Genomic DNA, 22,097 nt, shown 5'->3' with positions numbered 1-22,097 from the left:
CGCCCCCGGCTCAGGCGTGAGGTGACGCCCCCCGGCTCAGGCGTGAGGTGACGCTCCGCGCGCCGAACGGCCGCGCGGGCTCAGGCGCGGGGTGAAGGCCGAGTGGAACACACTGGACGCGGCGCCGACCTCCGCCGCCTGGTTCGGGCGTGACTGGGCGACATGCACATCGCGGACCCGCCGCGCGACCGGGAAGCGGTTGACGGCGGCGGAGATCTGGCCGAGATAGAGGTCGGCGACGGACGGCAGGACGGCAGGTCCGCCCACGACGAGCAGTTCCACATCGAGGAGGTCGATGATGCCGACCGCTCCCAGGGCGACCGTCCTCGCCACGTTCTCCAGCACCGTGACAGCCCGGTCGTCACCGCGCGCCGCCGCTTCGCAGACCCAGTCGTAGGCGCCGTCGCCCTGCGGCACCACCAGGCCCGCTTCCCTGGCCTGGTCGACGACCGCCGAGATCGGGGCGCATTCCGCGACCATGCGGGGGCCGCCCTCGTCGGTGAGCAACCCGGTTCTGATGGCGCAGAGTTCGCCCATCTCGCCCGCGTTGCCCGTCGTGCCGCGGTACACATCGCCGTTGAGGAAGGCACCACTGCCCGCGCCGGCGCCGAGGTAGAGGTAGACGAAGTCCCCGGCGCGGTCGGCCGCGCCCAGCCAGCGTTCGCCGATCGCCGCGGCGGTGGCGTCCTTCTCCACGATCACCGCCGTGCCCAGCCGCTCGATCAGCTCCGCCTTGAGCTCCACCTGTTCCCAGCCGTCGAACAGCGGCGGGTCGAGGACGATCCCGGCGCGCGCGTCGACCGGGCCCGGCACTGCGACCCCCACCCCGAGCAGGGCCTCCGACGCCTGACGGGCCACCGCAGCGGACTCCAGGGCCAGCCGCGTCATGTGCTCCAGGCACCAGCCGGGGTCGCGCCGTTCGAACAGGTGCATCTGCCGACGGTCGAGGATGCCGCCGCACAGGTCGACGGCCACCACACTGATCATCTCGGGGTCGAGATGGACCCCGATGGCGGACGCGGCGTCGGGGCGCAGCCGGAGCGGCACCCTCGGTTTGCCGGCGCCCGCGGACTGCCGTCCGTCCTCGGCGAGCAGCCCGGCGGTCAGCAGATTGCGGGTGATACGGGACACCGCCTGGGGCGTGAGTCCGGTCTGCTCGGCGATCTCGACCCGGCTGAGCGCGCCGGCCTCGCGGATGCTCTCGATCACCAGCTTCTCGTTGTACGAGCCGAGCGCGAGCTGGTTGAAGGCGCGGGGGACGGGGCGGGGCGGGGTCCGCCCCGCGCGGGTCTCCGACCGCTGCCAGCTGAAGGCGGCGTCGCCCGGCGCGTCCGCGTACGCCCGCGCGGCCTCGGTCAGCGCGTGCAGGACCGGCCTGAACCGGCCGGGGAACTGGGCGAGTTCGGCGAGGGCGACCGTACAGGCGGTGGCGGACCAGCTCATGGTGGAGTCGGCCCGGTGCCAGGTGGCCTCGTGCGGAGCGTCGTGGTCCGGGTGCCCGTCCGGGGTCGCGCGGTACGCCGCTTCGTCGCCCCAGGCGATGATGTGCAGCGTGCGGCGGGGGTGACGGGCGGCGGCGGTGGCGATCAGGGCGCCGGGGCCCTGGTCACGGGGCACGGGGACACCGCCCTGGGACACCGCGTGGGTGTGGGCACCGGTCGTGGACGGCGCCCCGGCCCGGGGCGGTTCGGTGTCCCGTACCCGGTCGAGTTGCGCGGCGAGGGCGGCGTGGCGCGCGCGTCGCTCGTCGGCGTCGGTGGCCCGGCCACGCTGTCCCTCGGGCGCGGGGGCCTCGCCGATGACCAGGACCGCCCTGCCGGCTCTCGCCCACACACCGAGCAGTTCGGCCCGTGCGCAGGGCAGGGCGGGGTCGGCGGGCACGGTCGGCAGGCTGCCTTCGCCGGGACCCACCTGCCACCGGCGCCACACCCCGGTCAGCGTGGTGTGCGAGACGCCGAGGCGGTCCGCGAGTGCGCGGGCCGACCAGGTACGGGCCGGGGCGGGCGGTCCCGCGAGTGTCGCGGCGACGACATCGGCCTCGTCGACCTGGGGCGGACGGCCGCTGCGCGGGCGGTGCTCCAGCCCCGCCAGCCCCTGGGCGGCGTACCGCTTGCGCCATGTGGTCACCGTGGGGCGGGAGATGCCGAGGGCCCGCGCGCTGCCGGAGACGCTGAGACCCGCCTCGGCGTCCAGCACGATACGGGCGCGAACGGACCGCTCGGGACCGCCGCGCGCCCAGACTCGCAGGGCCTCACGGTCCCGGTCACTGAGCACCGGCTTGCTGGTCTCGTCCATGTCACGCATGGCAGACATCCAAACACCCGACCCCACAACTGCAAAAGTACTAAGTTGCCAATTTCTGGAGCCCGCGGAGAGCGTCCCGGGGCACCCCGTGCGCTGAGAAGCCGCAGCCAGGGGGCCAAAAAGAAACCGCTTCCTGCTGGTTGAGCTGCACCGTAAGAACGATCACCGCGACCCGGCGCGGGAGATTTTTACGCGCACGAAGCATTGACGTAAGACAAATCAATGGATTGTCATGGTCGGCACATCGCTCAACCCACCCCTGCGAAGGGCAGTCCATGTCCACACGGTCCGCACATCGCGACCGGTCGCTGTTCTGGTTCACGGTGCCCGGCATCTTCGTGGTCCTGCTGTTCCACTATGTGCCGCTGCTCGGCAACGTGATCGCGTTCCAGGACTACCAGCCGTTCATCGGGATCTGGCACAGCGCCTGGACGGGGCTGGACAACTTCCGCGTCCTCGTCAACGGCGACGCCGCGTTCCTCCACGCACTGAACAACGCCGTTCAACTGCTGCTGATCCAGGTGGTGTTCGTCTTCCCCGCGCCCATCCTGCTCGCGCTGGCGCTGAACAGCCTGGTGAGCGAGCGGGTCAAGAAGGCCGTGCAGAACATCCTGTATCTGCCGCACTTCCTGTCGTGGGTGGTCGTCGTCGCCGTGTTCCAGCAGATGCTCGGCAACGGCGGTCTGCTCAATGTCTTCCTGCGCGCCCAGGAACTGGGCACCTGGAACATCATCGGCGACCCCGAGCTGTTCAAGACGCTGCTCACGTCCCAGGTGATCTGGAAGGACACCGGCTGGGGCACGATCCTGTTCCTCGCGGCGCTCTCCCGCGTCGACAACAACCTCTACGAGGCGGCGGCGGTCGACGGCGCGGGCCGCCGGCGCCAGACCTGGCACGTGACCCTGCCCGCGCTGCGCGGGCTCGTGGTCCTGCTGCTCATCCTCCGGCTCGGTGACGCGCTCAGCGTCGGCTTCGAGCAGATCATCCTCCAGCAGACCGGTGTGGGGCTCGAATCCAGTGAGGTCCTCGACACCTACGTCTACAACAACGGTCTGCTGGCGGGCCAGTGGGGCGTGTCGGCCGCTGTGGGCCTGGTCAAGGGCATGGTCGGGGTGGTCCTCGTACTCGGCGCGAACCGGCTCGCCCACTTCTTCGGCGAGGAAGGGATCTACCGCAAATGAACGCCGCACAGACCGCCACCACCGACCGGGCCACCGCCACCGACCGGGCCGCCGCCACCGCCGCTCCGAAGGCCCCGCGCCGCAGACGTGTCGACAGCGCGATCCCCGGCCGGACCCCCGCCTCGCCCCCCTGGCGTGCCGTCAAATCGCTTCTGCTGCTGATCTGCTGTCTGCTGGTCGCCGTCCCGTTCTTCTCCATCATCGCGACCTCGCTCGCCGGCACCCAGCAGGTCAACGAGGCGGGCGGGTTCGTGCTGTGGCCCGACCATCCCACCGTCGACGCCTACCGCGCCATCCTCCAGGGCGGCCTGGTGTCACGGGCCCTGCTGGTGAGCGTCGGTGTCACGGCGGTCGGTACGGCGCTGAGCCTGCTGTCCAGCGTCACCCTCGCCTACGGGCTGAGCCGGCCGGGCTCCTTCGGCCACAAGCCGGTGCTGATGACCCTCCTGTTCTCGATGCTGTTCGCGCCGGGTGTGATCCCCAGCTATCTGCTGATCAAGCAGTTGCATCTGATCAACAGCTACTGGTCACTGATCCTGCCCACCATGGTCAGCGCGTTCAATGTGATCGTGCTGCGGTCGTTCTTCATGAGCATCCCCGGCGAACTCACCGATGCCGCCCGGATCGACGGCGCCAACGCGGCCCAGATCCTGCGCCGCGTCGTGGTGCCCCTCTCGCGTGCCGCGATCGCCGTGGTGGGGCTGTTCTACGCGGTGTCGTACTGGAACGCGTTCTTCAACGCGATGCTCTATATGAACGAGTCGGCGAAATGGCCCATGCAGCTGGTCCTCAGGACCTATGTCGTCAACAACTCGGCGATCGGCGCCGGCCAGGCATCGGCCGCGGGCTCGGCGCTGCCGCCCTCGCAGGCGCTCCAGGCGGCGATCCTCGTGCTGTCCATCGTCCCCATCGTGATCGTCTATCCCTTCCTTCAGCGCCATCTGACGAAGGGCGTGATGATCGGCGCCGTCAAGGGCTGACCCGGCGGGCCGCTGTCGTACTCGGCCCTTGATGTCAACAGAGGAGAGGCCTGACATGGGCTCGTATCTCACGCGCAGACATCTGCTGCGCGGATCGCTCGGCGCCGCCGCCGGGCTGGCCCTCGCCGGATGCGGCGACGGCGGGCCACCGCTCCCGCTCGCCGACAACGCGCGGGTCCGGCTGCCCGAGTACATCCCGTACCGGGGCGTCGCCGCGCCCCTGGCCGGTACCTCCGAGGGCGTACTCAACGGCTATCTGCACTACCCGGAGCGTCCCGCCCGCGCCTTCCCGGACGGCCCGCCGGCCAAGGGCCCCGATGTCTCGGTCATGACGCTGATCTTCAATCCCGTGCCTCCCCCGCCCGACCGCAACACCTACTGGCGGGCCCTCGACGACAGTCTGGGCACCGAGCTCTCGATGGAGATCGTCCCGGTCGTGGACTATCCCAACAAGTTCTCCGTGGTCATCGCGGGCGGTGACCTGCCCGACGCCATGGCGGTGCTGCCCTCCGCGACCCAGCGTCCCGCCATGTTCAACGCCCTCTTCCAGGATCTGTCCGAGCATCTGTCGGGCCCGGCGATCCGCGAGTATCCGTACCTCGCCAACATCCCCTCCCAGTCGTGGCGCTGGACGGTCTACAACGGCGGCATCTACGGGCTGCCCATGCCGCGTGCCAACACCGGCTCCGTCATGTACTACCGGGCCGACCGGGTCGAGGAGAAGTCACTCGATCCGAACCCGGGCAGCTTCGACGAGTTCAGGCGGCTGTGCGCGGATCTGTCCGAGCCGCGTCACAGCCGCTACGCGCTGGGCGACCCGATGACCACGCTCTACTTCATGATGGAGATGCTGGGCGGCCCCAACAAATGGCGCGAGGAGCGAGGGCGCTTCACCTCCTGGCTGGAGACCGAGGAGATCAAGCAGGCCCTGGACGCCGTACGGCGGCTGACCCGTGACCACCTGCTGCACCCCGACGCCTACACCGTCCTCGGCAAGTTCAAGGACTGGTTCGGCAGCGGCCAGATCGCGCTGCACTACGACGGCAACGCCGGATGGAACGACTTCTACCGGCAGTACGCGCAGAACACGGAGGGCTTCGCGATCGACGGGATGCTCGCGCCCGGCTTCGACGGCGGGCCCGGCACCCACTGGGCCGGCGACTCCAGCTTCGCCACGCTCGTCTTCAAGAAGGCGCCACGCGCACGTATACGCCAACTGCTGCGCCTCTGCGACGCGTTGGCCGCACCCTTCGGCACCGACGCGTACAAGCTGCGCAAGTACGGCGTCGAGGGCGTCAACCACACGCTCAAAGGCTCCGACCCGCTGCTGACCCCGACCGGGACCGTCGAGACGTCCGTACCGACGATCTTCGTCACGGACGCCCCGCAGTCGCTGTACTTCCCCGAGCGTCCGGAGGTCGTCCCGCAGCAGCACGCGTTCCAGAAACGTGCCGTGGACGTCCTGGTGAAGAACGCGGCCGAGGGTCTGTACTCCGAGACGGACGTGACCTCGAGCGGCGGCCTCCAGAAGCGGATCGACGACGCCCTCAAGGGCATCATGCAGGGCCGGGATCCGCTGTCGTCGTGGGACGACACACTGCGGACCTGGCGCCGCGAGGGCGGCGACCGGATGCGGGCCGAATACGAGAAGTACTGGGAGAGTCTCCACTGATGCCGCACTCCACACCCCCTACGACCCCACTCACCAGGGCGGACTGGGAGCGACTGGCCGACCGGCTCCTGCTGGCGGTCCGCCCGTACGCCTCGGAACGCCACGCGCTGATCGGACTGCCCGGTACGGCCAGTGTCAACGGCCCCTGGAGCGACGGTCTGGAGGGCTTCGCCCGTACCTTCCTGCTGGCCGCGTTCCGGCTGGCCGGCGCGCGCGGCCACGATCCGCACGGGCTCGCCGAGTGGTACGCGGCCGGGATCGTGGCGGGCGTCGATCCGGCGGGCGCGGAACGCTGGCCCACGTTCGCCGAGTCCAACCAGGCCAAGGTGGAGGCGGCTTCGATCGCCATCGCCCTGCACGAGACCGGGCCATGGATCTGGGACCGCCTGCCGGACCGTACGCGGCATCAACTGCACGACTGGCTGGGCGACATGGTCGGGAACACGATGCCGGGGAACAACTGGATCTGGTTCCAGGCCATCACCGAGGCCTTCGCCCGCACCACGGGCGGCGCCTGGCGGGCCGGCGATCTGACGCGGACCATCGAACTCACCGAGGACTGGTACACGGGCGACGGCTGGTACTCCGACGGGCTCTCCGGCGGCGCACACCGCAACTACGACCACTACAACGGCTGGGCCATGCACTTCTATCCGCTCTGGTTCTGCCGCATCCTCGGTGACGGAGCGCCCGACGGACTCCTCGACCGCTACCGGACCCGGCTGCGCCGTTTCCTGGACGATGCCCGGCACCTGGTGGGCGGCAACGGCTCGCCGCTGATCCAGGGCCGCTCGCTGACGTACCGCTTCGCCGCGCTGGCGCCGGTGTGGACCGGCGCGCTCTTCGACGCGACGCCGCTGCCGCCCGGCCAGACACGCCGGCTGGCGAACCGGATGCTGGACCACTTCACCGGACACGGGGCGGTCGACGAGCGGGGGCTGCTCACACTGGGCTGGCACCGGCCGTTCCGTCCCGTCCTTCAGGTGTACTCGGGACCCGCGTCTCCGTACTGGGCCAGCAAGGGATTCGCGGGCCTGCTGCTGCCGGACGGCCATCCGGTGTGGAGCGCCGACGAGAGTCCGCTGCCCGTCGAGTCCGGCGACTTCGCCCTCTCCCTGCGCGCACCCGGCTGGCTGGTGTCCGGAACCCGCGCCGACGGTGTCGTGCGCGTCGTCAACCACGGCAGCGACCACGCCGATCCGTCCCGGACGCACTCCGACGATCCGCTGTACGCGCGGATCGCCTTCTCGACGCATGCCGCGCCCGAGACGCCGTCGGATCCGCGCGGCGGGCCGGTGGATTCGTCGGTCGTGCTGCTCGGCGCGGACGGACGGGCCAGCCACCGGCGGCCCCTGGAGCGCGTCGCGGTCGAGGACCGCGTCGCCGTGTCACGGAGCCGCGCGCACTGGCCGGAGGACGAGCGCTGGGACTGCTTCGGCGGCCCGGACACGGCGTACCGCCTGGGGCCGTGGATCACCGTGGCGTCCGTCCTGCGCGGCACGGTGGAAGTCCGGCTGGTGCGGGTGGACCCGGCGCCCGGTGGCGACCCCGGGCCGTGGCGGCTGCGGCTGGGGGGATGGGCCGTCGCCGAGGGCGATGTGAACCCGCACAGCGGTCTGGTTCCGCTGCCCGTCCTCGACGAGAACGCCGAGTCCGGCTCCGGGTCCGGGTCCAAGTCCTGGACCGGGTCGGTCCTCGAATCCCCGTCCGGCTTCGACGAGACCGACGTGCACCACGGAACCGATACCAACGCCCTCACGACCACATCCGCGACACCCACACTCTCCACCTCAGGCGGTGTGGTCTTCGCACGGCCGTACGCCGCTGCCGTCCACCTCGGGGGCTCGGCTCTGTCCGAGGAGCGGATACCGCGGGTCCGCCTCCGCCCCCGTAGGACGGACGCCACGGAGGCGACGGACGCGGACGCCATCGTGGTGGACGTCCTGTGGCCCGATGGTCAGCTCGACACCGTTCCCCTCCCCGCTCCCGCCTCCGCACCCGTTCCCGCACAGCCGTCCACCGAGAAGGAACCCTCGTCCCATGCATGACGACCGCGTATCCACCGAGGACCGGATCGCCAAGTTCACGGCGGAGCGTCTGGCGCCCGCCCTCTACGGCCCGTCGCATCCCCTGGAGCTGTCCGCCTGGCGGGTGCCGGGCGAGCCCGTTCCCGTCGCCGAGGCCCTGACCGCCGAGTACGAACCCTTCAGCGTGGGCGAGGGGTGGGGCGGCCCATGGGCGACCACCTGGCTGCGCGCCCGTGCCCGTATCCCCGCCGCCTGGGCGGGCCGCCGGGTGGAGGCCGTCTTCGACCTGGACTTCGATCTGACGAAGGGACCGGGCGGACAGGCGGAGGGCTTCGTGCACGACGCGTCCGGCACTCCCGTCCAGGGCCTGCACCCCTACAACAGGTCAGTGCTGCTCACCGGTTCGGCGAACGGCGAGGAGCCGGTGGATCTGCTGATCGAGCTGGCCGCCAACCCGCCGATCAGTGGCAGCCGAGGCATCGGTACCCACTACGGCTCGAAGGAGACCGCGGGCACCGACACGCTCTACCGGCTGCTCGCCGCCGGGATCGCCGTCCGCGAGGAGGACGTGTGGCATCTCCTGCACGACATCGAGGTGCTGGACGAGCTGATGCGCGAGCTGCCGGCCGACTCGTCGCGCCGTCACGAGATCCTGCGCGCCCTGGACCGCGCCGTCGACGCCGTCGACCCCTGGGACGTCGCCGCCACGGCCGCCGCCGGACGCGCCGCGCTCTCCGAGGTGCTGGCCCGGCCCGCGCACGCCTCCGCGCACACCATCAGCGCCGTCGGCCACGCCCATATCGACTCCGCCTGGCTGTGGCCGCTGCGCGAGACCGTCCGCAAGTGCGCCCGTACCTTCACCAACATCACCACCCTGGCCGAGGAGTACCCCGAGCTGGTTTTCGCCTGCTCCTCCGCGCAGCAGTACGCGTGGATGAAGGAACAGCGCCCCGAGATCTTCGAGCGGATCAGGAAGGCGGTGGGCGACGGCACCTTCGTACCGGTCGGCGGCATGTGGGTGGAGGCCGACGGCAATCTCCCCGGCGGGGAGGCGCTGGCGCGTCAACTCGTCCACGGGCGCAGGTTCTTCGCGGCGGAGTTCGGAATCGAGCAGGACGGGGTGTGGCTGCCGGACTCCTTCGGCTACACCGCCGCGTATCCGCAGCTGGCGCGCCTCGCCGGGGCGCGCTGGTTCCTGACGCAGAAGCTGTCGTGGAACGCGACCAACCGGCTGCCCCATCACACCTTCGACTGGGAGGGCATCGACGGGACTCGTATCCTCACCCACTTCCCGCCCGTCGACACGTACAACGCGGAGCTGACGGGGCGTGAACTCGCCCATGCCGAGCGGAATTTCGCCGAGAAGGGGGCGGCCAGCCGGTCGCTCGCGCCGTTCGGTTTCGGCGACGGCGGCGGCGGTCCCACCCGCGGCATGCTGGAGAAGGCCCGCCGGCTGCGGGATCTGGAGGGCTCGCCGAAGGTGGAGATCACCCGCCCGACGGAGTTCTTCGAGACCGCCCGCGCGGAGTACCCGCGACGGCCGGTCTGGCGCGGGGAGCTGTACCTGGAGACACACCGCGGTACGTACACCAGCCAGGCCCGCACCAAGCGGGGCAACCGGCGCTCCGAACAGCTGCTGCGCGAGGCCGAACTGTGGGCCGCGACGGCCGCCGTGCATACGGGAGCGCCGTATCCCTACGAGGAGTTGGAGGAGTTGTGGCAGCAGGTGCTGCTGCACCAGTTCCACGACATCCTGCCGGGGTCGTCCATCGCGTGGGTGCACCGGCAGGCGGAGGAGACGTACGGCCTGATCCACGAGGGACTTGAGCGGATCATCGACGGCGCGTTGTCCGCGCTGACAACGGCCGGGGACGACGCGAACACCGACGGGCCGCACAGTGTGTTCAACGCGGGCCCGCACGCGCGGAACGAGGTGCTCGTCCTGCCTGCCGGCGTGCCCGCACCGCGCGACGCGCAGCCGTTGAGCGACGGGCGGTACGCCGTCGCCGTCACCGCGCCCGCCCTGGGCGCGGGCACCCTGGCCGACGAGGCACTCGCGCCCGTAACGGCCGAAGCGGCCGGCGGGAGCGACGACGCGGGCACGGGTGAAGGAGCCGGCGAGGGTGCGGGCGCGAGCGGGGGCGCGGGATTCGTCCTCGACAACGGCCTGCTGCGGGTACGGATCGACGGCGCCGGGCTCATCCGGTCCGTACGGGACCTGGCCGCCGCGCGGGAGACCCTCGCCCCGGACCAGCCGGGCAACCTGCTCCAGCTGCACCACGACGACCCCAACGTCTGGAGCGCGTGGAACATCGACCACCACTACCGCAACACGGTGCGCGATCTCGACGAGGCCGACTCGGTCACGCTGACCGAGCGGGGTCCGCTGCTCGCGAGTGTCCGCGTGGAACGGTCCTTCGGCGGCTCGCGGATCACGCAGGACCTCCAACTGGCCGCCGGAAGCCGACGGTTGGTGGTGCACACGGATATCGACTGGCAGGAGCGCGACGCCGTGCTGAAGGCGGCCTGGCCGCTGAATGTGCACGCCGAGCACGAGAGCGCGGAGATCCAGTTCGGGCATGTGCGACGGCCCACGCACGAGAACACCAGCTGGGACGCGGCCCGCTTCGAGGTGTGGAACCACCGGTGGGTGCATGTCGGTGAGTACGGTTTCGGCGCGGCCGTCCTCAACGACTCCACGTACGGGCATGACGTACGCCGTCACACCCGTGAGGACGGCGGCACCACCACCACGCTGCGGCTCAGTCTGCTGCGCGCGCCGCACAGCCCGGACCCGCTGGCCGACCGCGGCCGGCACTCCTTCACCTACGCGCTGGAGGCGGGCGCCGATATCGGCGCCGCCATCGCCGGGGGCTACGCGCTGCATCTGCCGCTGCGCCGACGTCCGGGTGCGGCCACGGCCGCGCCCCTGGTCACGGTCTCCGACCCGGCCGTGGTCGTGGAGGCGGTCAAGCTCGCCGACGACCGCTCCGGCGATGTCGTCGTACGGCTCTACGAATCCCGTGGCGGCGCCGCGACCACCACGCTCACCAGCGCTCGCGAGCTGCGGGCGGCCCACCTCGCGGACCTGCTGGAACAGGCCGAGTCCGAGTTGAAGGTCACGGCGGACGGTCATGGCGTCAGCCTTTCGCTGCGTCCGTTCCAGATCCTGACGGTACGGCTGAAGAGCTGACGCGGGGGGGGCGGGGCGGGCGGCCACCCGCCCGCCCCGCGTACATACCCGTACGCGCACACCCGCTCGTGCCCGTACCGACAAGATCACACCCCGCCCCGATCGTCCGAGGAGGCGCCCGTCATGTCCCCCGCACTGCCCCGGCACCTCGACCCGGCCCCGCCGCCGGGCCCGCTGCCGGCCCGTGCCGCCTTCCCCAGCTCCGCCCCGCGCCTGAGCCTCAACGGCGACTGGCGCTTCCACCTGGCCCCCGATCCGGCGCACGTTCCGGACACGTTCTGGTCCGAGACGTTCGACGACACGGCCTGGGACCTGCTCCCGGTCCCCTCCCACTGGCAGCTCCACGGCTACGGCGCTCCCGTCTACACCAATATCCGCTACCCGTTCCCCGTCGATCCCCCCAATGTCCCGCAGGAGAATCCGACCGGCTGCTACCGCTACGGCTTCCGCCCGCCCGAGCCCTGGCCCGACCCGGACCGGTCGGTGCTGCGCTTCGAAGGTGTCGACTCGTTCTTCACGGTGTGGCTGAACGGCACCGAGGTGGGTTCGGCCGGCGGCAGCCGGTTGCCGTCGGAGTTCGCCGTGGGGCATCTGCTGCGGCCGGGCGCGGAGAACGTACTCGCCGTCCAGGTCCACCGGTGGTCGGCGGGCTCCTATCTGGAGGACCAGGACACCTGGTGGCTGTCGGGCGTCTTCCGAGAGGTGTCGCTGCACACGCGGCCCGCCGGCGCGGTCACCGACTACCGGGTGCATGCCGGCTACACGTCCGCGACGGGCGAGGGCGTCCTGTGCGTGGACGTCGATGCCGACGCCGTGGACGCGCGCGTACGCGTACCCGAGCTCGGTGTGGACGTCCCGGCGGGAGAGCGCGTCACACTCCCCCGGGTCGAGCCATGGAGCGCCGAACTGCCGCGCCTGTACGAGGGATCACTCACCGCGGCGGGGACCGTGGTCCCGTTGCGCATCGGTTTTCGCACGGTCCGTATCGACGGCCATGTCTTCACCGTGAACGGCAGACCGGTGAAGCTCCACGGCGTCAACCGCCATGAGTTCCACCCCGACCGGGGCCGCGCGCTGACCGCGCGGGACATGCTCGACGACGTCGTCCTGATGAAGCGTCACCACATCAACGCCGTACGCACCAGACACTATCCGCCGCATCCGTACTTCCTCGACCTGTGCGACGAGTACGGCCTGTACATCATCGACGAATGCGACCTGGAGACCCACGGCTTCATCCTGGAGGCCGGCCGGCGCGGCAATCCCAGCGACGACCCGGCGTGGGAGCCGGCCTGTCTGGACCGTGCCCGGCGCATGGTGGAGCGCGACAAGAACCGTCCCAGCGTGGTGATCTGGTCCCTGGGCAACGAAGCGGGCAAGGGACGTAACCTGCACGCGATGCGCGCCTGGATCTCCGGGCGGGACGCGTCCCGCCCGGTCCACTACTCCGGCGATGTCGAGTGCAGCGACATCTACAGCCAGACCTATCGCGAACACGCCGGTGTGGAGCACATCGGCACCGGCGGTGAGCACCCCGAGAAGCCCTACCTGATGTGCGAATACGCCCACGCCATGGGCAACGGACCCGGTGGACTGGCCGACTACCAGCGGCTGTTCGAGACCCACGAGCGGCTCATGGGCGGACTGGTGTGGGAGTGGAACGACCAGTCCCTGCGGACCCGTGATCCCCTCAGCGGCCAGGAGTTCTTCGGCTACGGCGGCGATTTCGGCGAGGAGATCCACGACGGCAACTACATCGCCGACGGGCTGCTGCTCCCCGACCGCACCCCGACGCCCGGCCTGCTGGAGCTCAAGGCGGTCATCCAGCCGTTGCGCCTCACGATCGTCCCCCGATCCGGCACGGTCGGCGTCACCGTACGCAACACACTGCGCTTCGCGGACACCTCCGCGCTGCGCTTCCTGTACGACGTGGTCACCGACCACGGCGTGGTGGACTCCGGACCGCTGGACGTCCCGGTGATCCCGGCCGGGGGCGAGGCGACCTGTGCCCTGCCCGGCATCGCTGCCACCGGCCGCGAGACGTGGCTCACGGTACGGGCCGTCCTCGCGGCGGCGACCCGCTGGGCTCCGGCCGGGTACGAGGTCGCCTTCGGCCAGGCACGCGTGGCCGAAGGCGCCCCGCCCCAGGAGCCGGAGGCCGCGGCCCGGCACTCGCGGCGGCCACCGGCGGCGGAGCGGCTCTCCACGGACCAGCACTCGCCCGGCCGACTCGCCTTCGGCGAGGGAACCTTCGACGTCCACACCGGACGGCTCCGCTCGCTGGGCGGTACGGAGCTGGAGGGGCCCGTGCTCGGCATCTGGCGGGCCATGACCGACAACGACCGTGAGCCCGGGGCGGAACCGCGCGGCTCCGAGGCCGCCCGTACCTGGCGCCAGCGCGGCCTGGACCGTATGCGCCATCGCACCGACCGGGTGCACGCCGACGATACGGCTCTCACCGTCCACGGCCGGCTCGCCCCCGCCTCGGAGCAGTTCGGGCTGACCGCCACGTACCACCGGAGCGCGGTGCCCGGTGGTCTGCGGCTGCGCCTGACAGCGGCGCCCGACGGCCCGTGGCCCGTGGACATGCCGCTGCCGCGCTTCGGCGTGCGTCTGGCGGTACCGGCCGCCTGGAGCCTGGTCCGCTGGTTCGGGCTGGGGCCCGGCGAGTCGTATCCCGACTCCCGTGCGGCGGTACGGGTCGGGCGCTGGGAGCACACCGTCGACGCGCTCCAGTTCCCGTACACGTTTCCGCAGGAGAACGGCCATCGCAGTGAGGTGCGTTGGGCCGAGCTGACGCCATCGGACGGGTCGGCCGGCGGCATCCGCTTCGAGGGCCTGCCGCATCTCGGGTTCACGGCGCGCCGCTGGACCACCGAGGACCTCGACGCCGCCCGGCACCCGCACGAACTCGTCGCCCGCGACCGCGTCCACGTCCATCTCGACCTCGCCCAGCACGGCCTGGGATCCGCCTCCTGCGGACCCGACACACTGCCGGCCCACCGGTTGACGGCGGCCCCCATGGACTTCACCGTGGTGCTGCGCGCGATCCCCTGACCACACCGGAACATGCCCACCGCTCCACATGCTCACTGCTCCGAACGTCCCGGAATGAGATGAGAGACGGAGAAGACATCATGTCCCAACCACCCCGCCCCGCACGCGACTTACCCCCCTCGCTCCCCCTCACCCGACGGCGTGCCGTCGCCGCGCTGGCCGTCGCCGGCGTGGGCGCCGTCGCATCGGGCTCCGTGGCATCCGCGTCCTCCGCCGCACCGCCCTCCGCCGCGCCCTCCTCCCGTCGCGGGCCGCGCCTCCTGGCGGCCGAGCGGATCAGTGCGCGCACGCTGAACCTGCGGATCGAGTCCCCCGCACTCGGCCGCACCGGCAATGTCACCGTGCTGCTGCCGCCCGGCTTCGACAGCGCGCCCACCCGCCGGTGGCCCGTGCTGTATCTGCTGCACGGCTGCTGCGGAAGCCCCGGCTCGGCCGGCTGGGGCAACGCCGACGCCATCACGGCTCGGACCCCCGCCCTGGTCGTGATCCCGGAGGGCGGACCCGCGGGCTTCTACGCCGACTGGTGGAACCAGGGCCGCTACGGGGCGCCCGCCTGGGAGACCTTCCATCTCAGCGAGGTGCGCCGGATCCTGGAGCAGCAGGTGCGGGCGGGTGACCGACGTGCCGTGGCCGGGCTGTCCATGGGCGGCCACGGCGCGCTGTACTACGCCGGACAGCATCCGACGCTGTTCCGCGCGGCCGCGTCCTTCAGCGGTCTCGTCAACACGGCGCGATACACGACCGGCATCCAGAACATCGTCAAGGGACAGGGCCTCAACCCGCTCGATCTATGGGGCGATCCCACGGCCCAGGCGGGCCTCTGGCGCGCTCACAACGCCTACGAGCTCATCTCCCGGCTGCCCCGCGGCTTTCCCGTATACGTCAGCAGCGGCAACGGCCTCCCCGGCCCGTTCGACCCGCCGGACCGTACGCCCGACAGTCTGGAGGCGACCCTCGATGTGATGGCCGGGGACTACATAGCCCGCGCGCGGTCCCACGGCCTGAACGTCACGGCCGACCGCTACGGGCCCGGCACCCACACCTGGCCCTACTGGGAACGCGCCCTCACCCGTGCGCTCCCGATGCTCACGGCGGCGATCGGCGCGACGTGAGCGTGCCGCTTCCGCGGCCCAGGAGCATGGCCAGGAACAGGACCAGGACCAGGACCGAAACTGTCCGTGTCCCGTCGTAACGTCTGAACTGCGAGGACGCCCCTGGGCCCGGATCGGTACGAACCGGTCCTGACCGATCCGGACCGACACACGAAGGACGTAACGACATGCCCACCGCCGATGAGTTGATCAGCGCGGACACCGTCAGACAGCTGGCACGCGTGCTCGGCGCGACCACCGCGCCGGGCACGTACGGGTCCACGCGCTGGTCCGCCGTACGGGCGAGCGCCGGGTCCCTCGGGCCGCTCGGCCTGAGCCAACGGGTCGGCGCCGTACGTGACGCGCTGGTCCAGGACCTGCCCGGTACATACCAGGCCGCCGCGGACGTCTTCCGTGCCGCTCTGGCCGATCCGGGGTTCTCCGGCTGGATGGTCTGGCCGGTCTCCGAAGCTGTGGCGGTGATGGCCGTGGACTCGGACCGCTCCGCCGACTTCGAGGACGGCCTCGCCCTTCTCGCCTCTCTGACACCCCGGCTGACCAGCGAATTCGCTCTGCGGGCCTTCCTCAACGCGGACCTCGGGAGGGCGTTGCGGACCGTCGGCACCTGGACCGCCTCCGCCGACCCCTCGGTACGGCGACTGGCGAGCGAGGGCACCCGGCCGCGGCTGCCCTGGGCGAAGCAGGTACCGGAACTGCGCCGCCGGCCCTCCGTGACCGTGCCGATCCTCGACGCGCTCCACACCGACGCCGACGAAGTGGTCCGCAGATCCGTGGCCAACCACCTCAACGACATCTCCCGGCTCGACCCGGCCCTCGCGGTCTCCACGGCGCGCGGCTGGTCGGAGCGCGCCGCTGCCGACACCACGCCCGCGGTGGTCCGGCACGCGATGCGCACCCTCGTCAAACAGGCCGATCCGGCAGCGCTCGATCTGCTCGGATTCGCCCCGCCCCCCGAGGACTTGATCGTCACCGGGCCCAGACTGCTGAGCGCGAAGGTCACCCAGGACGACGCGCTGGCCTTCGGTGTCGACCTCACCAACGAGGGGCCGCGGCCGGTGCGGCTGGCCGTCGACTACGTCATCCACTACGTCAAGGCCAACGGCACCACGGCGCCCCGCGTGTTCAAACTGACCACGCGGACCCTGGCCGCCGGCGAACGGCTCGTGCTGGAGCGCCGGCACTCCTTCCGCCCGATCACGACACGTCGGCACTACCCCGGCGAACACGCCCTGGAGATCCAGGTCAACGGACGCCGCTCGGAAAAGGCCACGTTCGTCGTCGACCTGTGAGGGTCGTCGACCCGGGGAATGGCGCCACCCACACCTGTACGACCTCAGCTCTCGCACCACCCCTACTCAGAGGAGAGTAACGATGGGGCACGAGAGAACGACGCGGTCACACTTCCGCGGTACGGGCCGTATACCGCGCCGCACGGGCCGCCGCTCAGGGCTGCTGGCGCTCGCCCTGGCGATCCCCCTCGCCGTCCCCGGCAGCGCGGTCGCCGGACCCGCGGGCGCCGCGCCAGGCCGGGCGGCGGCGGGCGCACCGTCCCCGGCCGAGCAGTGGAACATCCTGCGGCCGAAGCTGGAGGGCATCAAGGGCACCTGGACGAACCAGAGTTACACCGGCTCGGTGTCCCGCACGATGCCGGACACCGCCCTCCTCGGGAACGGCGATGTCGGAGTGACCTCCGGCGGCAGCACGGGCGTGAAGTCGTTCTACGTCTCCAAGGGCGACTTCTGGGCCGGGAACCCGACGGCGAGGACCGCGCCCATCGGCGGTGTCACCCTCCAGAGCACCACCGCGCAGGACAATCCCGACCTCGCGCTCGGTGCCACGGCGACGGCCGGCAGCACGGCCGGCTCCTTCACCGCCTCCCGCGCGGTCAACGGTCAGTGGGGCAGCGGCTACGAAGGCTGGGTCTCGGCGATCGGCAAGCCGCAGTGGATCGCTCTCGACCTGGGCTCCGTCAAGACGATCGCGCGCTTCGTGGTGCGCAACGACAACGCGGCACGCCCCGGGAACGAGGCGTTCAACACGAAGAACCTGACGTTCCAGACCAGCGCGGACGGCACCACCTGGAACACCGTCGACACGGTCACGAACAACACCGCCGACGTCATCGACCGGACCGTCACCGCCGTACAGACGCGCTACGTCCGGCTGCACATCACCGAGCCGACACAGAACACCACACCCGACTCGACGAACAACCCGCGCGCCCGGATCGGACAGATCGAGCTGTACGCGGGCGCGGGCGGTACGACCCCGCCCGCACAGCCGTTCCGCGAGGAACAGCACATCGTCGACGGGTCGATCACCACGTCCGTGTCGATGGGCAACACCCCGCTGTCGATGAGGACATGGCTGGCGGCCGAGAAGAACGTCCTGGTCACGTCGGTCACCTCGACCGGCTCCCAGCCGGTGCGGCTCCAGGCGTCGGTGTTCGCCGGTGCCATGGGCAGCCCCAACTCCCAGTACAGCAACTCGTCCGGCGTCGACGGCCAGGTGATGTGGGCCGAGCGCGCCACACCGTCGGGGCCGAACTGGGTGTCCCGCGCGGCCCTGGCCTCCACGGTGCTCGGGGCCACCGCCGTCCAGCCGCCCACCTCGTCCGGCGCCACGGCGAAGACGGTCTTCACCGTTCCCGCGGGCGGCACCGTGACGCTGGTGACGGCGGTCACCGGTGGCGGCCGGAACCCGGCAGCTCCGCACGGCGACGCGGTGGCGCGGGTGCGGGCGGAGAACACCGGTTCCATCGGAACGCTCGACACCCAGCGGGTCGCCTGGTGGAAGAACTTCTGGATGCGGTCGGCCGTCAGCCTGAACGACGCCGCGCTGGAGAGGTACTACTACCCCGCCCAGTACTTCATCGGCGCTTCCAGCCGCGCGGGCAGGACCGTTCCCGGCATCTTCGGGATCTGGACCACCACGGACGACCCGATGTGGGACGGTGACCTCCACCTCAACTACAACGCGCAGGCGCCTTTCTACGGGGTCTACTCCAGCAACCGCCCCGATCTCGCGCTTCCGTTCCACGAGGCGATCCTCGCGTATGTGCCGGAGGCGCAGCGCCGGGCCGGGCAGGATCTGCGGCGGGTGCATCCGGAGTACGTCACCTCGCGCTTCCCGAACGGGGGCGTGCCGTCGGGTGTCCTGTTCCCGGTGGGCATCAGCCCGTTCGGGTCGGCGAGCGGCTCGACCACGGACGACCAGTACCACCAGCAGGTCTCCAACTCCCTGTTCTCGGCGACGCAGTTCGTGGCGTACTACGAGTACACCCAGGACGAGAACTTCCTGCGCACCAAGGGGTATCCGTTCCTGACCCAGGTCGCGCGGTTCTTCGAGCACTGGGTGGAGCGGGACGCGGCCGGCGCGTACTCGCTCTGGGGCGGTCCGCACGAGGGCACCTGGGGCAAGAACTCCTCGCCCGACCTCGGCATGCTCAAGCAGGTGCTCGCCGCCGCCGTTTCCGGCAGCCAGAAGCTGAACGTCGACGCCGACCGCCGGGCGGTCTGGCAGAACATCCTCGGCAACCTGCCCGCCCAGCCGACGACCACGCTGAACGGCAGGACGGTCTACTCACTGGCGAGCGGCATACAGGGCACGGACACCCGGCTGATCCGGCCGGGTGACAACACCATCAACCTCGAATTCATCCAGCCCGCGGACCAGTTGGGTGTGAACTCCGACGCCGGCCGGCTCCAGGTCGCGCGCGACACCGTGACCGCGATGAACTCGTGGGGCCAGGAGAACAGCTTCCCGAAGATCTTCAACCAGGCCGCGCGGGTGGGCTATCCGGCGGATCAGCTCATCGACGCGTTCAGGTCGGTGATCTCGACACGTACGGCGCCGAACCTGCGGATCACCGACCCGCACCACGGCATCGAGAAGTCGGGCGCGACCGAGGCGATCAACAGCATGCTGGTGCAGAGCGACGCATCCGTCATCTCGCTCTTCCCCGCCTGGCCCGCGGCCAAGGACGCGAGCTTCTACCAGCTGCGCCAGAAGGGCGCGTTCGTGGTCTCCAGCTCCAAGGCGGCGGGCACGGTCCAGTACGTGGACGTCCGGAGCGAGGCGGGCGGCACGCTGCGGCTGAAGAACCCGTGGTCGACGGCCTTCACGGTGACGGACGCGGCCGGCAACGCGGTGCCGTACACCACTCCGGGGGGTGTGATCACGGTCCCGACGACAGCCGGGCGGACGTACCGCGTCACCCCGGTCTGAGAAACCGGACGCCGGTGCAAGCATCGGCACGAGGATCGGCACAAGGCAGGGCGGGTTTCCCTCGGCCGGGGAAGCCCGCCCTGCCTGTCGTACGGCTCATGCCCGGTGTGCCGTCAGGGCCTCCAGTTCGGCCGCGAAGAACAGGGCGGGGTCGAAGCCCATTCCGGTGAAGTGGCCGGCGAGTTCCAGGGACAGGACGCCGTGCAGCCGGGTCCAGAACGTGAGGGCGAGCTGGAGGACCGCGGGCGGGGCCGGGTGATCGCCGGCCCAGGCCCGGTGGTTTTCCAGGTGCGTGCTGAACGGTGTCGCGGGGGCGTCCGGGGCGAGCGCCGTGCACGCGTCGAGCAGGGTTGTCATGATCTCGTTGGAGATTCCGGTGATGTCCTCGGGTGCGTGGTAGCCGGGGACGGGGGTGCCGTAGATGAGGAGGTACCGCTGAGGGTCCTCCAGGGCCCAGCCACGCAGAACATGCGCCAGTCCGGCCGGATCGGCACCGTCGGCGGAGGCCGCGCGGAGGGCGTCGGCCAGGCTTCGGTACGCGTCCCGGATCAGTTCGGTGATCAGCTCGTCGCGGCCGGCGAAGTAGCGGTAGAGCGCGGGGCCGCTCATGCCCATCCGCTTGGCGATCGCGTTGAGGGAGAGCGCGGACGCTCCCGCCGTCGCGATCTGCTCCCAGGCGCGCACCTTGACCTCCGCGCGCACCTGGGCGCGATAGCGCTCGCGGGGGGTCTCCGTGTCCGGTTCCGCCATGGTCCGCCACCTTCCCCAGCCTTATGGCTATAAGTTCACGATTTCGTTAGAGGCTATCACGCAACCTGTTGACCTACTGGTTCGCGATGCGTTATAACTTCTAACGAACACACGAGCTTCTAACGCAGTGCGGAGTGCGCGGTACGGCCGCGCGGACCGTGCACACCACCGGATGAGGAGAACGTCATGACCACCACGGTCGAGTCACACCCCGCCCGCACAGACCGGCGCGTTCCGCTGGCGGTGACCGTCTCGGCCTGGGCGGTCCCCGTCATGATCGTCGGTCAGTTCGCCCTCATCTCGGGCATCCCGGTCGTGATCGCGCTGGTCGGTGCGCTCCGCCGCGTCCCCGACCGGGCGGTGCGCCGGGCGGCCACGTTTGTCGCCGTCACGTTCGCGATCCCGCTCACCGTATGGCTGACGCGGCCCGACGGGGCGCCGAGTCTGTCCAAGGACATGCACCCCGGGTTCGCCGGGCTCATCATCGCCGCGTCCGCCGTCCTCCTCGTGACCCTCCACCGAGCCCGCCGGCGCCTTCCCGCGCGGTGACATCACTCGGACGGTGACACCACCCGGACGGTGAGATCACCGCCCGGATCGCCGCCCCCTCCCGCCCACTCGACACGCCACGCTCACCCGGCAACCACCAACCACCAACCACCAAGGAGATCACCATGTCCCGAGTCCGCAGCACCGGCGTCCGCGCCGCCCTGTTCACCGTCCCGCTCGTCGTCGCCGGTGTCCTCGGCACCGCCGCCGCGCCCGCCGGCGCCACCCCTCATCCCGCCAAGTCCCTCACCTGCCGCGGACAGGGCGTCGACCCCACAGCCCTTGTCCGTTCCAAGGCCGAGACCGTGATCCACGCGCCGCTGAGCACCATCTGGAAGCTCCAGACCGACGTGCAGAGCTGGCCGTCCTGGCAGCCCCACGTCGAGACCGTGGAACGCCTCGACCACGGCCCGTTCCGGAAGGGTTCGGTGTTCCGCTGGACGACCCCGATCCCTCCCAATCCCGCGACTCCCGCCACCAGCCTGGAGATCACCTCGACCGTCAAGCAGCTCAAGCGCGACTCCTGCGTCCGCTGGACCGGTCCCGCGATCGGCGAGGGACTGCGCATCGACGGCGTCCACGTATGGAACTTCACCAAGGTCAAGGGCGGCGTCCTCGTGCGCACCGAGGAGACCCACACCGGGGACCAGGTGGAAGCGGACGTGCCCACCGCGACCAAGATCCTCGCCGACGGCCTCGAAGCATGGCTGAACGATCTGAAGGCTGCCGCCGAGGCCCGCGCCGGTCACCGCCCCCGCTGAACCCCGCACCCGGCCCTGATCCGTGCCGCCGTCCCCCTCAGCCCCGCGCGAGGAGGGCGGCGGCGCGGCGTCTCAGCGAGCTGCCACTGGCCTAATCGATCATCAGATCTAACCATTCCACAACGAAGATCCGGCATATGACGAGCCGTCAGAAGAGCTCGCCCGACCCGCCCCATGGACATTCCGCCAACCGTCGGCCACCTGGGCGGGAAGGGCCGCTACGCTGGTCAGGCGCGAATCCGCCGAGCTGATCCGGCCATTCCGATTGGCCTCGTGAAGGGCCG

13 protein-coding genes are annotated in these 22,097 nt (G+C 70.9%); 11 read left to right on the top strand and 2 right to left on the bottom strand.

Going from position 1 to position 22,097, the window contains the following annotated elements; all coding sequences use genetic code 11:
• Positions 1–36: 36 nt before the first annotated feature.
• Positions 37–2,313 (bottom strand): ROK family protein, encoded by a 2,277-nt coding sequence (locus CU044_RS11655; RefSeq protein WP_240045498.1) that lies wholly within the window; start codon positions 2,311–2,313, stop codon positions 37–39.
• A 266-nt stretch (positions 2,314–2,579) separates the two neighbouring features.
• Between CU044_RS11655 and CU044_RS11650 the strand changes: the two genes are divergently transcribed.
• From CU044_RS11650 to CU044_RS11610, 9 genes are all read left to right on the top strand, one after another.
• Positions 2,580–3,485: an ABC transporter permease subunit gene (locus CU044_RS11650; protein WP_129768440.1), complete on the top strand. Its 906-nt coding sequence runs from the start codon at positions 2,580–2,582 to the stop codon at positions 3,483–3,485.
• A complete protein-coding gene (locus CU044_RS11645; protein WP_129768439.1) occupies positions 3,482–4,465 on the top strand; it encodes a carbohydrate ABC transporter permease in 984 nt (327 codons plus the stop codon). Before CU044_RS11650 ends, CU044_RS11645 begins: the two co-directional genes overlap by 4 nt.
• A 55-nt stretch (positions 4,466–4,520) precedes the next feature.
• Positions 4,521–6,137 (top strand): extracellular solute-binding protein, encoded by a 1,617-nt coding sequence (locus tag CU044_RS11640; protein WP_129768438.1) that lies wholly within the window; start codon positions 4,521–4,523, stop codon positions 6,135–6,137.
• Positions 6,137–8,185: a DUF2264 domain-containing protein gene (locus tag CU044_RS11635; RefSeq protein ID WP_129768437.1), complete on the top strand. Its 2,049-nt coding sequence runs from the start codon at positions 6,137–6,139 to the stop codon at positions 8,183–8,185. Before CU044_RS11640 ends, CU044_RS11635 begins: the two co-directional genes overlap by 1 nt.
• Positions 8,178–11,357: a glycoside hydrolase family 38 C-terminal domain-containing protein gene (locus tag CU044_RS11630; RefSeq protein ID WP_129768436.1), complete on the top strand. Its 3,180-nt coding sequence runs from the start codon at positions 8,178–8,180 to the stop codon at positions 11,355–11,357. The genes CU044_RS11635 and CU044_RS11630 overlap by 8 nt, the downstream gene beginning before the upstream one ends.
• 123 nt (positions 11,358–11,480) lie before the next feature.
• Positions 11,481–14,414, top strand: coding sequence for a glycoside hydrolase family 2 TIM barrel-domain containing protein (locus tag CU044_RS11625; RefSeq protein WP_129768435.1), 2,934 nt, complete (start codon positions 11,481–11,483; stop codon positions 14,412–14,414).
• 194 nt (positions 14,415–14,608) lie between these two features.
• Positions 14,609–15,526 (top strand): alpha/beta hydrolase family protein, encoded by a 918-nt coding sequence (locus tag CU044_RS11620; protein ID WP_240045497.1) that lies wholly within the window; start codon positions 14,609–14,611, stop codon positions 15,524–15,526.
• A gap of 167 nt (positions 15,527–15,693) precedes the next feature.
• A complete protein-coding gene (locus CU044_RS11615; protein ID WP_129768433.1) occupies positions 15,694–16,815 on the top strand; it encodes a DNA alkylation repair protein in 1,122 nt (373 codons plus the stop codon).
• Between the two features lie 82 nt (positions 16,816–16,897).
• Positions 16,898–19,753: a discoidin domain-containing protein gene (locus CU044_RS11610; RefSeq protein ID WP_129768432.1), complete on the top strand. Its 2,856-nt coding sequence runs from the start codon at positions 16,898–16,900 to the stop codon at positions 19,751–19,753.
• Between the two features lie 96 nt (positions 19,754–19,849).
• Here the strand turns inward: CU044_RS11610 and CU044_RS11605 are convergent, their stop codons facing one another.
• On the bottom strand, positions 19,850–20,503 hold the full coding sequence (locus CU044_RS11605) for a TetR/AcrR family transcriptional regulator (RefSeq protein WP_129768431.1): 654 nt from the start codon (positions 20,501–20,503) through the stop codon (positions 19,850–19,852).
• A gap of 186 nt (positions 20,504–20,689) precedes the next feature.
• Between CU044_RS11605 and CU044_RS11600 the strand changes: the two genes are divergently transcribed.
• Both CU044_RS11600 and CU044_RS11595 read left to right on the top strand, forming a co-directional pair.
• Positions 20,690–21,052, top strand: a complete 363-nt coding sequence (locus tag CU044_RS11600) for a hypothetical protein (protein ID WP_129768430.1) — start codon at positions 20,690–20,692, stop codon at positions 21,050–21,052.
• 125 nt (positions 21,053–21,177) lie between these two features.
• On the top strand, positions 21,178–21,813 hold the full coding sequence (locus CU044_RS11595; protein WP_129768429.1) for an SRPBCC family protein: 636 nt from the start codon (positions 21,178–21,180) through the stop codon (positions 21,811–21,813).
• Positions 21,814–22,097 lie beyond the last annotated feature (284 nt).

The sequence above is a fragment of the Streptomyces sp. L-9-10 genome (assembly GCF_004151105.1).
Taxonomy (GTDB): domain Bacteria; phylum Actinomycetota; class Actinomycetes; order Streptomycetales; family Streptomycetaceae; genus Streptomyces.
This window is presented reverse-complemented; position numbering and strand designations above follow the sequence as displayed.

Coding starts and splice junctions, on each gene's coding strand:
- CU044_RS11635 (WP_129768437.1), top strand. CDS start 6,137: ATGCCGCACTCCACACCCCCTACGACCCCACTCACCAGGGCGGACTGG.
- CU044_RS11630 (WP_129768436.1), top strand. CDS start 8,178: ATGCATGACGACCGCGTATCCACCGAGGACCGGATCGCCAAGTTCACG.
- CU044_RS11600 (WP_129768430.1), top strand. CDS start 20,690: ATGACCACCACGGTCGAGTCACACCCCGCCCGCACAGACCGGCGCGTT.
- CU044_RS11625 (WP_129768435.1), top strand. CDS start 11,481: ATGTCCCCCGCACTGCCCCGGCACCTCGACCCGGCCCCGCCGCCGGGC.
- CU044_RS11605 (WP_129768431.1), bottom strand. CDS start 20,503: ATGGCGGAACCGGACACGGAGACCCCCCGCGAGCGCTATCGCGCCCAG.
- CU044_RS11650 (WP_129768440.1), top strand. CDS start 2,580: ATGTCCACACGGTCCGCACATCGCGACCGGTCGCTGTTCTGGTTCACG.
- CU044_RS11655 (WP_240045498.1), bottom strand. CDS start 2,313: ATGTCTGCCATGCGTGACATGGACGAGACCAGCAAGCCGGTGCTCAGT.
- CU044_RS11645 (WP_129768439.1), top strand. CDS start 3,482: ATGAACGCCGCACAGACCGCCACCACCGACCGGGCCACCGCCACCGAC.
- CU044_RS11615 (WP_129768433.1), top strand. CDS start 15,694: ATGCCCACCGCCGATGAGTTGATCAGCGCGGACACCGTCAGACAGCTG.
- CU044_RS11640 (WP_129768438.1), top strand. CDS start 4,521: ATGGGCTCGTATCTCACGCGCAGACATCTGCTGCGCGGATCGCTCGGC.
- CU044_RS11595 (WP_129768429.1), top strand. CDS start 21,178: ATGTCCCGAGTCCGCAGCACCGGCGTCCGCGCCGCCCTGTTCACCGTC.
- CU044_RS11610 (WP_129768432.1), top strand. CDS start 16,898: ATGGGGCACGAGAGAACGACGCGGTCACACTTCCGCGGTACGGGCCGT.